Origin of the sequence: Marmoricola sp. URHB0036, from assembly GCF_000426045.1 — a bacterium.
GTDB lineage: Bacteria > Actinomycetota > Actinomycetes > Propionibacteriales > Nocardioidaceae > Marmoricola.
This window is the reverse complement of record NZ_AUEP01000003.1, coordinates 107,252-118,942: the sequence shown is the minus strand read 5'-3', so window position 1 is coordinate 118,942 and position 11,691 is coordinate 107,252. Positions and strand designations below refer to the sequence as shown.

General features: G+C 70.1%; 14 protein-coding genes. 6 read left to right on the top strand and 8 right to left on the bottom strand.

Features of this window, described 5'->3' with window-relative positions; all coding sequences use genetic code 11:
• Positions 1-119 precede the first annotated feature (119 nt).
• Positions 120-911 (top strand): hypothetical protein, encoded by a 792-nt coding sequence (locus tag H976_RS28360; protein ID WP_051275858.1) that lies wholly within the window; start codon positions 120-122, stop codon positions 909-911.
• Here H976_RS28360 and H976_RS0100545 read toward each other — a convergent pair.
• Complete coding sequence (locus tag H976_RS0100545; protein WP_051275856.1) at positions 893-1,408, bottom strand: GNAT family N-acetyltransferase; 516 nt, start codon at positions 1,406-1,408, stop codon at positions 893-895. The genes H976_RS28360 and H976_RS0100545 overlap by 19 nt on opposite strands.
• Between H976_RS0100545 and serC the strand changes: the two genes are divergently transcribed.
• The 3 genes from serC to H976_RS0100530 are packed head-to-tail and all read left to right on the top strand — an operon-like array spanning position 1,407 to position 3,820.
• A complete protein-coding gene (serC, locus tag H976_RS0100540; protein WP_369758985.1) occupies positions 1,407-2,558 on the top strand; it encodes a phosphoserine transaminase in 1,152 nt (383 codons plus the stop codon). The genes H976_RS0100545 and serC overlap by 2 nt on opposite strands.
• A gap of 7 nt (positions 2,559-2,565) precedes the next feature.
• Positions 2,566-3,315: a pyrimidine reductase family protein gene (locus H976_RS23790; protein ID WP_036223869.1), complete on the top strand. Its 750-nt coding sequence runs from the start codon at positions 2,566-2,568 to the stop codon at positions 3,313-3,315.
• Positions 3,308-3,820, top strand: a complete 513-nt coding sequence (locus H976_RS0100530) for a flavin reductase family protein (RefSeq protein ID WP_027859931.1) — start codon at positions 3,308-3,310, stop codon at positions 3,818-3,820. Before H976_RS23790 ends, H976_RS0100530 begins: the two co-directional genes overlap by 8 nt.
• Here the strand turns inward: H976_RS0100530 and H976_RS0100525 are convergent.
• From H976_RS0100525 to H976_RS0100495, 6 genes are all read right to left on the bottom strand, one after another.
• On the bottom strand, positions 3,817-4,308 hold the full coding sequence (locus tag H976_RS0100525; protein WP_036223866.1) for an O-acetyl-ADP-ribose deacetylase: 492 nt from the start codon (positions 4,306-4,308) through the stop codon (positions 3,817-3,819). The genes H976_RS0100530 and H976_RS0100525 overlap by 4 nt on opposite strands.
• Positions 4,305-5,348, bottom strand: a complete 1,044-nt coding sequence (locus tag H976_RS0100520; RefSeq protein ID WP_155917853.1) for a hypothetical protein — start codon at positions 5,346-5,348, stop codon at positions 4,305-4,307. Before H976_RS0100520 ends, H976_RS0100525 begins: the two co-directional genes overlap by 4 nt.
• The gene (locus H976_RS0100515; protein ID WP_027859928.1) at positions 5,345-6,553 is read right to left on the bottom strand and encodes an SAM-dependent methyltransferase; all 1,209 of its coding nucleotides are present in this window, start codon (positions 6,551-6,553) and stop codon (positions 5,345-5,347) included. Before H976_RS0100515 ends, H976_RS0100520 begins: the two co-directional genes overlap by 4 nt.
• A gap of 92 nt (positions 6,554-6,645) precedes the next feature.
• Positions 6,646-7,923 carry an MFS transporter gene (locus H976_RS23785; RefSeq protein ID WP_081682560.1) on the bottom strand — a complete coding sequence of 426 codons (1,278 nt, stop codon included), beginning with the start codon at positions 7,921-7,923 and terminating at the stop codon, positions 6,646-6,648.
• On the bottom strand, positions 7,920-8,372 hold the full coding sequence (locus H976_RS0100500) for a MarR family winged helix-turn-helix transcriptional regulator (RefSeq protein ID WP_231388752.1): 453 nt from the start codon (positions 8,370-8,372) through the stop codon (positions 7,920-7,922). Before H976_RS0100500 ends, H976_RS23785 begins: the two co-directional genes overlap by 4 nt.
• Positions 8,373-8,529: 157 nt before the next feature.
• Entirely contained in the window at positions 8,530-9,966 is a 1,437-nt protein-coding gene (locus H976_RS0100495) for an NCS2 family permease (protein WP_027859926.1), read from the bottom strand.
• A gap of 64 nt (positions 9,967-10,030) precedes the next feature.
• Here H976_RS0100495 and H976_RS0100490 point away from each other — a divergent pair, with 64 nt between their 5' ends.
• Together H976_RS0100490 and H976_RS0100485 are read left to right on the top strand one after the other, a co-directional pair.
• Positions 10,031-10,312 carry a DUF2530 domain-containing protein gene (locus tag H976_RS0100490; RefSeq protein WP_231388751.1) on the top strand — a complete coding sequence of 94 codons (282 nt, stop codon included), beginning with the start codon at positions 10,031-10,033 and terminating at the stop codon, positions 10,310-10,312.
• A 36-nt stretch (positions 10,313-10,348) separates the two neighbouring features.
• The gene (locus tag H976_RS0100485) at positions 10,349-10,900 is read left to right on the top strand and encodes a dihydrofolate reductase family protein (RefSeq protein ID WP_027859924.1); all 552 of its coding nucleotides are present in this window, start codon (positions 10,349-10,351) and stop codon (positions 10,898-10,900) included.
• Here H976_RS0100485 and H976_RS0100480 read toward each other — a convergent pair.
• A complete protein-coding gene (locus tag H976_RS0100480; protein ID WP_027859923.1) occupies positions 10,897-11,646 on the bottom strand; it encodes a DUF3027 domain-containing protein in 750 nt (249 codons plus the stop codon). The two genes, H976_RS0100485 and H976_RS0100480, sit on opposite strands and share 4 nt — an antisense overlap.
• Between the last annotated feature and the right edge of the window lie 45 nt (positions 11,647-11,691).

Below are 11,691 nucleotides of genomic sequence, written 5' to 3'. Positions count from 1 at the left end.
CACCCCGTCCTACTCGCACCGGACGGCCTCGACAAGGTCTGGGCGGCCCGGACCGGACCACCCTCGACAAGGACCGAAGCGAGGAGCAAGGTGGGCCGGAACCCTCCCGGGAGGTCGCCATGGTCGCCTTCGACAAAGGCCCGCCGGCAGCACTGGCGCAGCACTTCGCCGATCTGCCCGACATTGCGCCGGAGCTCCGGTCGTTGTTCTGGTACGACTGGGGCCCCGTGTTCTACCGGGGACGGCTGACCGGGAGGGCACGCTTCCTCGGCATCGCCTCCGACCCCGGCCCCACCGAGCGCGTCGTCGGACGCACCCTGGTGGGCGACGCCGGCCAGCGCGTGCAGGGCTTCCTGGAGAAGGTGGGGCTGACCCGCAGCTATGTCCTGGTCAACGCCTTCCCGGTGGCGGTCCACCCCGGCAAGGTGAGCAAGGCCCAGCCCCTGCTGAGCGACCCCGACCAGCTGCGCTGGCGCAACCGCTTCTACGACCTGGTCACCGGGCCCGACCTGGAGGCGATCGTGGCCTTCGGCACCAACGCCCACCTCGCCCTGGACCTGTGGGACAGCAAGCCGGACGTGCCGACCTTCAAGGTGCCGCACCCCTCCAGCCACGACACCGAGTCACTGCTCGAGGAGTGGCGTACGGCGATCCCGGACCTGCGCGCAGCTGTGGCGGCCGACCCTGACGGCACCCAGGGTGGTGCCAACTACGGCTCCACCTTCAAGGAGTCCGACTACCAGGCGATCCCGCCGCTCGACCTGCCGTTCGGGCTGCCGCCCTGGGTCGGCAACGACGCATGGGGCCGCCGGGCGAAACCACGGCACAACAACTCGGTCGAGCGGCTGAAGAGCGACCAGGAGCACACCCTGGTCTGGCGGGCGCCGAGCCCTCAGGACCTCGACTCCTGAGCCGGGAGCAGCAGGCTGCGCGCCAGGCACCGTGACAGCGGGGCGTCCTTGTAGTAGCCGAACCCGGCGATCGGCTGGTAGCCCGCCGACTCGTAGAGGGCGATCGCCTCGGGCTGGCGCAGTCCGGTCTCGAGCACCATCACCTCAGCTCCCGACTCGCGAGCGGTGTCCTCGAGGTGGGCCAGCATCGCGCGGGCCAGGGAGAGTCCGCGAGCCCGCGGCACGACGTACATCCGCTTGACCTCGGCCGTCAGCGAGGTGCCCTCGACCAGCACGTCCGTACGCCGCCGCCAGGCACCCGTGGCCACCGGGCGGCCGTCGAGGTAGCCGACGAAGAAGGCGCCATTGGGCTCCTCGAAGTACGTCGGGTCGATCGGCGTCTCGTCGCGACCGCCGTAGCGAGCGACGTACTCCCCCTGCACCTCCTCGACGAGCAGCGCCGCGTCGGGGTGCGTGATCGGGAGTCGCTCGATCCGCCATCCGGACACCCCCACCATGGCTGACACAATAGGCACCGTGACCGACATCGCGATCCCCGAGGACCTCCTGCCCGCCGACGGCCGATTCGGAGCCGGACCGTCCAAGATCCCGGCCGGCGCGCTCGACGCCCTCGCCGCCACCGGCACCTCGCTGATGGGCACCTCCCACCGCCAGGCGCCGGTGCGCAACCTGGTCGGCCGGGTGCGCGAGGGACTCGGCGCGCTGTTCAACCTGCCGGACGGCTACGAGGTGGTGCTCGGCAACGGCGGTGCCACGTCCTTCTGGGACATCGCGACCTTCGGACTGATCCGCGAGAAGAGCCAGCACCTGAGCTTCGGCGAGTTCTCCTCGAAGTTCGCGAAGGCGGCGACCGAGGCTCCGTTCCTGGCCGACCCGAGCGTGATCAAGAGCGAGCCCGGCTCGCTGCCGACGCCGCAGGCCGAGGACGGCATCGACGTCTACGCGTGGGCGCACAACGAGACCTCGACCGCCGTGATGGCGCCGGTGCAGCGCCCGGACAGAAGGAATGGCTCCGACGACTCGTTGGTGCTGATCGACGCGACGTCCGGTGCCGGCGGCCTGCCCGTCGACGTCAGCCAGACCGACGCCTACTACTTCGCCCCGCAGAAGTCGTTCGCCTCCGACGGTGGGCTGTGGCTGGCGCTGATGTCGCCGAAGGCGCTGGAGCGCGCCGAGTCGATCGCGGCCGGCGACCGCTGGATCCCGGCCTTCTTCGACCTGCCGACCGCCATCGACAACTCGCGCAAGAACCAGACCTACAACACCCCCTCGATCGCCACCCTGTTCCTGATGGCCGAGCAGCTGGACTGGATGAACGGCCAGGGCGGCCTCGAGGCGATGGTCAAGCGCACCACCGCCTCCTCCGAGGCGCTCTACGGCTGGGCCGAGCGCACGTCGTACACCACGCCGTACGTCGCCGATCCGGCGCACCGTTCGCTGGTGATCGGCACCATCGACTTCGACGAGGCGATCGATGCCGACGCCGTGGCGGCCATCCTGCGGGCCAACGGGGTCGTCGACACCGAGCCCTACCGCAAGCTCGGCCGCAACCAGCTGCGGATCGCGATGTACCCCGCGATCGACCCGGCCGACGTCGAGGCGCTCACCGCGTGCGTCGACTACGTCGTCGAGCAGCTCCAGGCCTAGGTCCCCCATGCGATTCCTCGAGCTCGGGACCGAGGTCGAGGACGCCTTGGCGCCGTACGCCGCCGTCGACCGTACGCCGGCCGAGGGACGGTGCTGGGTGACGGCCCACATGGTCGCCGGGCTGGACGGATGCGCCGCCGTCGGGGGCCGCGTCGGCGCCCTCTCGACCGCGCCGGACAAGGCGCTGTTCGCGGACATGCGCACCCTCGCCGACGTCGTGCTGGTCGGGGCGCGCACCGTGCGCGAGGAGGGCTACGGGCCGATCCGCCTCAGCGAGGAGCGCAGCGCGACGCGCGTGGCCCGGGGACTGACCCCGGCCCCGCCGCTGGCGGTCGTCTCGCGGTCGCTCGACCTCGACTGGGACTCACGCGCCTTCGCCGACGCTGCACCCGAGAGTCGCACCATCGTGGTGACCTGCGCCGACGCTCCGGCCCCACGGCTGGCCCGGGCCCGCGAGGTCGCAGAGGTGCTCGTGGCGGGCGAGGAGTCGGTGCAGCCCGACGACCTGTTCCGACAGCTGGCGGCCCGCGGACAGCAGCGGGTGCTGTGCGAGGGCGGGCCGAGCCTGCTGGGCGAGCTGGTCGTCGCCGGCCACGTCGACGAGCTGTGCCTGACCATCTCGCCCATGATGGGCGGAGACCCGCTCCCCGTCGCCGTTTTCCCACCCGGGGCGCCGCTCACCGGCTTCTCGCTGCGACACGTCCTGGGCGAGGACGACACCCTGTTCCTGCGTTACGAGGTGGACCGCGATGACTGACGCCTTCGACTCACTGATGGCCTCGCTGGACGGGCCGATGGCGGTCGTCACCACCGCTGTCGCGGGTGAGCGGGCGGGGTGCCTGGTCGGCTTCCACGCCCAGTCGGCCATCGAGCCGGAGCGCTACTGCCTGTGGCTGTCCAAGGCCAACCACACCTACCGGGTGGCGCTGCGTTCCACCCATCTCGCCGTGCACTTCCTCACCGAGGACGACCTCGACGTGGCCGAGCACTTCGGCACCCTGACCGGCGAGGACGTCGACAAGTTCGCGGACATCGATGTCCTCGACGGTGTCGACGGCGTACCCCTGCTCGAGCGGTGCCCGCACCGGATGGTGCTCACCCGGGTGGCCTTGCTGGACGAGGGCGGCGACCACGTGTGCGTCACCACGGAGTGCCTCGAGGCGACGACCAGCGGCGGCTTCACGCCGCTGCGCCTCTCGCAGGTCCAGCACCTCACACCGGGCCACGAGGCCGACGAGCGCGCCGATCCCCCGACCGGTTAGAGCGCCGCGCTGACCAGCTCGTACGTCGCGGCGTCGAAGGCCACGATGCGGGCCTCCTCGACCTGAGTGGCGGTCGAGGAGAGTGTCTCGACGGCGGCGGCGACGGCGTCGTCCTTGGGCCAGCCGTAGATGCCGGCCGACACGAGCGGGAAGGCGATCGTGCGAGCGCCGAGCTCGTCGGCGACCGCCAACGCGTTGCTGTAGCAGGAGGTGAGCAGCGACCGGTCGCGTTCCCCCGCCGTGAAGTTGGGGCCGACCACGTGGATCACCCACTGCGCAGCCATGGCCCCGGCGGTGGTCCACCCGGCCTGACCGGTGGCGAGGCCGTGCGGGAAGCGCCGCTTGCTGTCCGCGAGGATCTCCGGCCCACCGGCACGGTGGATGGCGCCGTCGACGCCACCACCACCGCGCATCGCCCGGTTGGCCGCGTTGACCACGGCGTCGACGTCCTGGACGGTGATGTCTCCCTGTACGGCGGTCAGCCTCATTCGGCTCTTCTCCTGAGTCCGAGGCCGATGCCGAGAGCACCGACGCCGATCACGGCCGGGATGGTCCACATCAGCCAAGGCGGGTCGATCGACCCGATGGTGCCGCTGGACGAGGAGTCGGAGCCGCTGCTCGCCGGCGTGGGTGAGGGGGTCGGCGACGGGCTGGGACTGGCGCTGGGGCTGGGGCTGGGGGACGCGGTGGGCGGCGGCGGTGCGAGCGCGGGGTCGAAGACCTTGAGCAGGGCCGGCGGCAGGGCGACCTCGCGGACGGCGCTGTGCACCCCCTCGCTGTCGACCCGGATCTTGCCGGTCGGGCCGACCGCGATGCCCTCGCCCTGGGGCTGGAGCGGCAGCCGGATGGCCCCCACCCGCTGCAACCCGGGCAGGGTGTAGACCCCGGCGAACTCGGGACCACGCACGATCAGGTGTCGCCCGTCGCGGGAGCGGGCAGCGTCGGTGGCGTACTCGGCGACGCGGCCGACCGCCTGCAAGCGGTTGGGCTTGGTGCTGCTCAGCGGGGCCGGCGCGCGGTAGACGACGCCACCGCCGATGTTCTTGGTGATGACGTGCAGCCGGCCCTCACGGTCGACGAACATCGACTCGGCGTTGGGGTGCTGCCCCTTGGGGTAGACGAGCGTGTAGCGGCGCGGTGTGACGTCGATGAGATCGGGGCCGACCGTCACCCGGAACACCTGGATCGAGCGGCGCTTGTTGTCGTTGTCGCCGATGTCGCCCACCCAGACCGCACTGGGGCCCGCAGGCGCGAGCGCCTCGACGTCGACCACCTTGGTGCGGAAGCGGACCAGTCCGATGGTCCGGCCGCTCCGTGGGCTGATCACGAACAAGCGGCCGCTGTCACCGGAGTCGTTGCTGGTCACCCAGATCGAGCCGAGGTCGACCAGGGCACTCGCCTCGTTGATCCGGGCGTCGCGGAGCGGCACGACTCCAGGGGTGACCGCTGCACCTGCGGCGAGCGGCGTGAAGCACAGGCTCGCGAGCAGGCTGACGGTGGCCCAAGCATGTCGTGGGCGCCACTTCACTGCGGATCCCCCCTTTCCAGCAGCTCCGCCAGCTGCGGGTGCAGGTGCCAGGTCGACACCAGCTCGTCGTACTCCGCGCGATCCAGCTCCCGGGGGGAAGAGCCGGTGCGCACCGCACGCAACAAGGTGTTGCGTGGCGTGTGCGCGCTGTCGACGAATTCGACGACGTCCACGCGGTAACCAACCAGACGCAGGATGGCCGCGCGCAGGGCGTCGGTCAACGTGTCGGCCAATCTCTCCCGCAAAATCCCGTCTCGGGTCAAACTGGTGTAGCCCACCGGTGTCGGAACTCTGCGTAATTGTGCGGAAATATCGTGATGGCAGCACGGGGCTGCTAGGACCAGGTCGGCCTCCCAGTCGACCGCACGCAGCAGGGCATCGTCGGTCGCGGTGTCGCACGCGTGCAGGGCGAGCACGACGTCCGGTCGCTCCTCCAGGACGGCCTCGCGGATGCCGGCTGCGACGAAGCTGAGCTCGTCGGCGACGCCCAGCCGCTCGGCGACCTCGGTGTTGTGGCGACGCGACTGCTCCTTGACGTCGACCCCGACCAGCCGCACCGGAAGCTGCTCGTGCAGCCAGGCGTGCGCGGCGAAGGTGAGGTAGGCGTTGCCGCAGCCGAGATCGACCACCCGCAGCGGGTCCTCGGCGGTGGGGGTACGCAGCTTGCCCGTGCGCTGCGCGTCGTCGATGGCGACCGAGAGGGCGCGGAGGAACTCCTCGACCTGCCGGTACTTCCCCTGCCGCGACGGCTTGACCCGCCCCTGGGCGTCGGAGATGCCGAGCGCGACCAGGGCCGGGTGGTCCTCGGGCAGCAGCCGCTCCTTGGCCTGGTCGTGGCTGCGCCGCGCGGCGACCGGCGCCTTCCGCTCGGCCGTGTGCAGCAGGGCCTGACCCTTCTTGGTCACCCGCAGCTGATGGGTCGCGGTGGAGGTCTCGACGTGCCAGTTGGCGAACGGCTCCTCGAGCAGGTCGTCGAGCACCTCGCGAGGGTCGGCATGGTTGGAGACGTGGGCCTGGGTGTCGTCGTACGCCGTGAGCTGGAGGTGGCGACCGGCCTTGAGGTCGACGTACCTCAGCTCGATGCGGCGCCAGCGGGGCTCCGGCTGACCGCGGCGACGCCCCGACGCGAGCGCGCGGACGAGGTGCTCGTCGTCGAGGATCTCGCTGCGCAGTCGGGACAGGGCCCGCAGAAGTGGTTCGGCCATGCCGGACCCCTACTTGACCAGGGCGGCGATCACGACGATGAGGATCAACCCACCGAGGGCGACCGGGATCACGAGTCGCCGGCACCGGGGGTTCATGCAGCCGAGCCTACGGGCTCCTCCATGGCGGACTCGTGGGTGACCACCCGGCGCTTGAGCATGCCCGGTCCGCGGGTGAAGACGGCGACCGAGGCGAGCACTCCGAGGATCGTCAGGCTGCCGCCGCCGAGCAGTGTCCAGCGGGCACCGAACTGCTCACCGAGCCAGCCGATGAACGGCGACCCGAGAGGGGTGCCGCCCATGAACACCATCAGGTAGAGCGCCATCACCCGACCGCGCAGCCCCGGCGCCGTGGCCAGCTGCATGGTGGTGTTGGCGGCCGTGATCATCGTCAGGGCGGTGAGGCCGAGCAGCGGCACGATGGCCGCGTAGGCGAGGTACGTCGGCATCAGGCCGGCCGCGATCTCCACCACCCCGAACACGAGCGCGGCGCCCACGACGAGTCGCAGCCGGATGTGGGTACGACGGGCCGCGAGCAGTGCCCCGGTCAGCGAACCGATGGCCATGATCGATCCGAGCAGGCCGTACTCGGTCGCGCCCTTGTGGAAGACGTGTGTCGCCATCAGGGCCGAGGTCATCTGGAAGTTCAGCCCGAAGGTGCCCGCGAAGAACACCACGCTCATGATCAGCAACAGGTCGGGACGTCCGCGCAGGTAGCGCAGCGCGTCGCGGATCTGGCCCTTGTGCCGCGGCTGCCGGTCGACGACCTGGAGGTCAGCGACCGTCATCGATCGAAGCGCGATGACCACGGCGACGTAGCTGACCGCGTTGACCAGGATGACGAAGCCCGTGGCCCTGACCCCGCCGCCGAAAGCGCCGATCAGCAGACCAGCGACGGCCGGGCCGGCCAACCGGGCGGCGTTGAAGGACGCGGAGTTGAGGCCGACCGCATTGCTGAGGTCGTCGGGTCCGACCATCTCGCTGACGAAGCTCTGCCGCGCCGGCGCGTCGAAGGCGGAGCCGGTGCCGAAGACGAAGGCCAGCACGTAGACGTGCCACACCTCGACGGTGCCGGTGATCGCGAGGACACCCAGCAGGAGGGCGGTGAGCGCCATCACCGTCTGGGTGACCTGGAGGAGTCGCAGCTTGGGGACGCGGTCGGCCACCAGGCCGGCGTACGGCGAGAGGAGCAGGGCAGGCAGGAACTGGAGACCGGTCGTGATGCCCAGGGAAGTCCCGTCGTTGACGGCGAGCAGCACGACCAGCCAGTCCTGTGCCACGCGCTGCATCCAGGTGCCGGTGTTCGACACGACACCGCCCATGGCGTACAGGCGGTAGTTGTGGTTCTGCAGGGCGCGGAATGTGGGACTCAACTAGTGGTGGCCAATCGTTGGAGAAGCGGGGCGACCTCACGGAGGAGGGCACGTTCGTCGGGGGTCAGCTCGCGCAGTCGCTGGGCGAGCCAGGCGTCGCGGCGACGCCGGTCGGCCAGGAGGATCTCCCGGCCCATGTCAGTGAGGTCGACGAGCACCTGGCGCCCGTCCTTGGCATGCGGCCGGCGGGCGGCGTACCCCTCCTCGACCAGGCAGTTCACGGTGCGCGTCATCGACGGCGGCTGCACGCGCTCGTGGGCGGCCAAGGTGCCGATGGTGCACTCGCCCTCGCGGAACAGCACTCCGAGCGCGCTCAGCGCAGCGACGCTGAGGGTGTTGTCAGGCTGGCGCTCGCCCCGCAGCCGTCGCGACAGCCGCATCACCGACAGCCGCAGCTCGCTGGCGAGCCCGGAGTCGGTGCGCGAGGCCATCTGTACGGTGGGGGTCATAGTTGCTTAGCATAACTCATTACCCGGGCTAAGTATTTCGAAGGGCACGGTCCACCCGGACATTTCGGGGAGGCTGGCGGGTGGTTCTGGAGGCGGGCGGGCGATGTTTCGCCCTTCCGGTGGCAGTTTCCCCGGGCGGCCGGGGAAACCGCCGCCGCTACGTGAGCAGGTCGGTCAGCGGGTTGATCGCGAAGTACGCGATGAACAGCACGCTGATCACCCAGAGGAGCGGGTGGATGGCGCCGGTCTTGCCCTTGACGACCTTGATCAGCACGTAGCTCAGGAAGCCGGCGCCGATGCCGACCGTGATCGAGTAGGTGAACGGCATCAGCACGATCGTGAGGAACGCCGGGATGGCGATCTCGAGGTCGTCCCAGGAGATGCCCTTGACCTGCTGCATCATCAGGAAGCCGACCAGCACCAGGGCGGGTACGGCGGCCTCGCTCGGGATCACTGCGACCAGCGGAGCCAGGAAGATCGCGAACAGGAACAGCACGCCGGTCACCACCGAGGCCAGCCCGGTGCGCGCACCCTCACCGACGCCCGACGCGGACTCGATGTAGGAGGTGTTCGACGAGACACCGCCGGCACCACCGGCCACGGCGGCGAGCGAGTCGACCACCAGGATGCTCCGCGTGTTCGGCGGAGCGCCGTCGGCGTCCAGCAGCCCGGCCTCGGCGCCGATCGCGGTCATCGTTCCCATCGTGTCGAAGAAGTCGGCCAGCATCAGCGTGAAGATCAGCAGGATCGCGGCGACGGCGCCGACCGAGGCGAACGAGTCGAACAGGTTGAACTCACCGAGCGTCCCGAAGTCGGGGGTGTCGAAGATCTTGTCGGGGAACTTCGGCACGGTCAGGCCCCAGCCGGTGGGGTTCTTTGCGCCGCCGGCGCCGAAGCTGCCGATCGCCTCCACGATCATCGCGACCACCGTCGTGACGATGATCGAGATCAGGATGGCGCCCTTGACGCGCAGCACCCAGAGCGAGATCACCAGCGCGAGGCCGAAGCAGAACACCAGGACCGGCCACCCCTGCAGGCTGCCGCTGGGCCCGAGCTGGACCGGCACCGTGGTGTTGGCGGCATCGGGGATGCGGCGTACGAATCCCGCGTCGACGAAACCGATCAGGGCGATGAACAGGCCGATGCCGACGGAGATGGCGACCTTCAGCTGGGCGGGTACGGCGTGGAAGACCGCCTCCCGGAAGCCGGTGAGCACCAGCACGAGGATCACGATCCCCTCGAGCACGATCAGCCCCATGGCGTCGGCCCAGGTCATCTGGGTGGCAATCGAGAACGCCACGAACGCGTTCAGCCCAAGCCCGGTCGCGAGTGCCAGGGGGAAGTTGGCCACCACGCCCATCAGGATCGTCATGACGCCGGCCACCAGCGCCGTACCGGCCGCGATCATCGCGAGGTTGGGCGCGGACCCGCCGCCGAGGAACTTCCCGTCGACGTCCTTGGCGAAGCCGAGGATCAGCGGGTTGAGCACGATGATGTAGGCCATCGTGAAGAAGGTGACGACCCCACCGCGGACCTCACGCCCGACGGTCGAACCACGCTCGGTGATCTTGAAGAACTTGTCCACGCGCGTGATCCAACCAGACCGCGGCCTGCCCGGTGTTACAGGCGCGTCAATTCGAGCAGGTTAGATTTGGCGCATGCTTCCCGAGGACGACCAGCCGATGGTGCACGAGATCGGCAACCGCACCTACGTGGTCGCCCCGGTCGAGCCGCTGGACCTCGACGGAATCCGCACCATGCAGGTCGGCACCGCCTTCTGGGCGATTGCCTTCGTCCTGCTCCTCCCGTTCTACGGGCGCCTCGAGGACGACGGCCATCTGTGGTGGCTGTGGACCTGCGTGGCCGGCTTCGGTCTCGGCCTGGTCGGGTGGGACCACTGCCGACGCCGCCGCAAGCGTCGCCAGGAAGGCACCGACTGAACCGGACCTGTCGGTGGTCGGACGCAGACTGCGTCGATGGCAACCACTCGCGGGCTCTACTTCACAGCCATGACGCTGGACGGCTTCCTCGCCGACGAGCACGACTCCCTCGACTGGCTCTTCGAGCAGCAGACCGAGGAGGGCGGGCCGGCCGGCTACGAGGAGTTCATCAAGGGCGTCGGTGCGATCACCATGGGCGCCACCACCTACCAGTGGGTCCGTGACCACCTCGAGCGCAGCGGCGAGCCCTGGCCCTACGAGCAGCCTTGCTGGGTGTTCACCCACCGCGACTTCGAGCCGGTCGACCACGACGTCCGGTTCGTCGCGGGCGCCGTCGAGGACCACTACGCAGCCATTGCCGAGTCGGCCGGTGACCGTGACATCTGGGTCTGCGGCGGCGGCGACCTGGCCGGTCAGTTCGCCGACATCGGCCGGCTGCAGCAGGTGATCGTGGCCATCGCGCCGGTGACGCTCGGCGCAGGACGACCGCTGTTTCCCCGCCAACACGACTTCAAGCTGGTCGAGCTGGGGCGCAACGGCGACTTCCTGACGGCGACCTACGACGTCGTCGGCCCGCGACCGGGTTAGAACTCCTCGAGGTCGTCCCGGCTGACGGTGTCGAAGACGTGGTCGGGCATGGGCGGCGGGAGCTGCTTCTTGCGCAGCTGGGCCTCGGAGTGGGCGCCGCAGCCGTGGTCGAGCGCGACCACGCGGCCGTCGTCATTGGCGTACTCGTTGGCGCACACCCCGAACATCGTGGACAGGGGCCCTTCCAGACGCACCAGGAAGCCACAGCCACCGCACCGGCCGGGAGCCGACTGGGCGAGCGGGACGTCGGGACCTTGGTCACCGTCGTACCACCGTTGGGCGGCGAGGTCGCGGCCCTCCATGGAGAGCACCCGGGCCCGGCCGAGACCGACCTCCTCGACGACCTCCACCTCGTCGTCGTCGGGCCGCTGGCCGACGAGGTACGTCGGAACGAGTCGCGGGTCGTCCTCGTCGGCGGGCAACAGGTCGCCGGGTGACAGGTCACCGGGCTGGATGCGGTCGCGCCACGGCACCCACTCGGGTGCGGTGATCGCCTCGTCACCGGGCAGCAGCACGATCTCGTCGATCGTGACGCCGTCCTGACCGTCAGCATGGGCCACCGTCACGCCCCACACCCAGCCGGGATATCCCGCCTGCAGGCAGCCGAAGTGGTGGGTGGCGGCCCCCTCGGACTCCGACCCCACGGACAGGTGCTCACCGACGACGTCGGCGCCCACCTCGGCGACGAGCGCGGCGCGGGCGGCGTCGACCGCCTCGACGGCGACGGAGTCGGGTGCGGAGATCACGTGCTGGATTCTCCCTCATCGGCATGGGTTGTGTCTGCCCGGGCC

Excerpts from the sequence above, each read along its gene's own strand:
- H976_RS23790 (WP_036223869.1), top strand. The coding sequence starts at position 2,566 with ATGCGATTCCTCGAGCTCGGGACCGAGGTCGAGGACGCCTTGGCGCCG.
- H976_RS28360 (WP_051275858.1), top strand. The coding sequence starts at position 120 with ATGGTCGCCTTCGACAAAGGCCCGCCGGCAGCACTGGCGCAGCACTTC.
- H976_RS0100545 (WP_051275856.1), bottom strand. The coding sequence starts at position 1,408 with ATGGTGGGGGTGTCCGGATGGCGGATCGAGCGACTCCCGATCACGCAC.
- serC (WP_369758985.1), top strand. The coding sequence starts at position 1,407 with ATGGCTGACACAATAGGCACCGTGACCGACATCGCGATCCCCGAGGAC.
- H976_RS0100490 (WP_231388751.1), top strand. The coding sequence starts at position 10,031 with ATGCTTCCCGAGGACGACCAGCCGATGGTGCACGAGATCGGCAACCGC.
- H976_RS0100530 (WP_027859931.1), top strand. The coding sequence starts at position 3,308 with ATGACTGACGCCTTCGACTCACTGATGGCCTCGCTGGACGGGCCGATG.
- H976_RS0100500 (WP_231388752.1), bottom strand. The coding sequence starts at position 8,372 with ATGACCCCCACCGTACAGATGGCCTCGCGCACCGACTCCGGGCTCGCC.
- H976_RS0100485 (WP_027859924.1), top strand. The coding sequence starts at position 10,349 with ATGGCAACCACTCGCGGGCTCTACTTCACAGCCATGACGCTGGACGGC.
- H976_RS0100515 (WP_027859928.1), bottom strand. The coding sequence starts at position 6,553 with ATGGCCGAACCACTTCTGCGGGCCCTGTCCCGACTGCGCAGCGAGATC.
- H976_RS0100525 (WP_036223866.1), bottom strand. The coding sequence starts at position 4,308 with ATGAGGCTGACCGCCGTACAGGGAGACATCACCGTCCAGGACGTCGAC.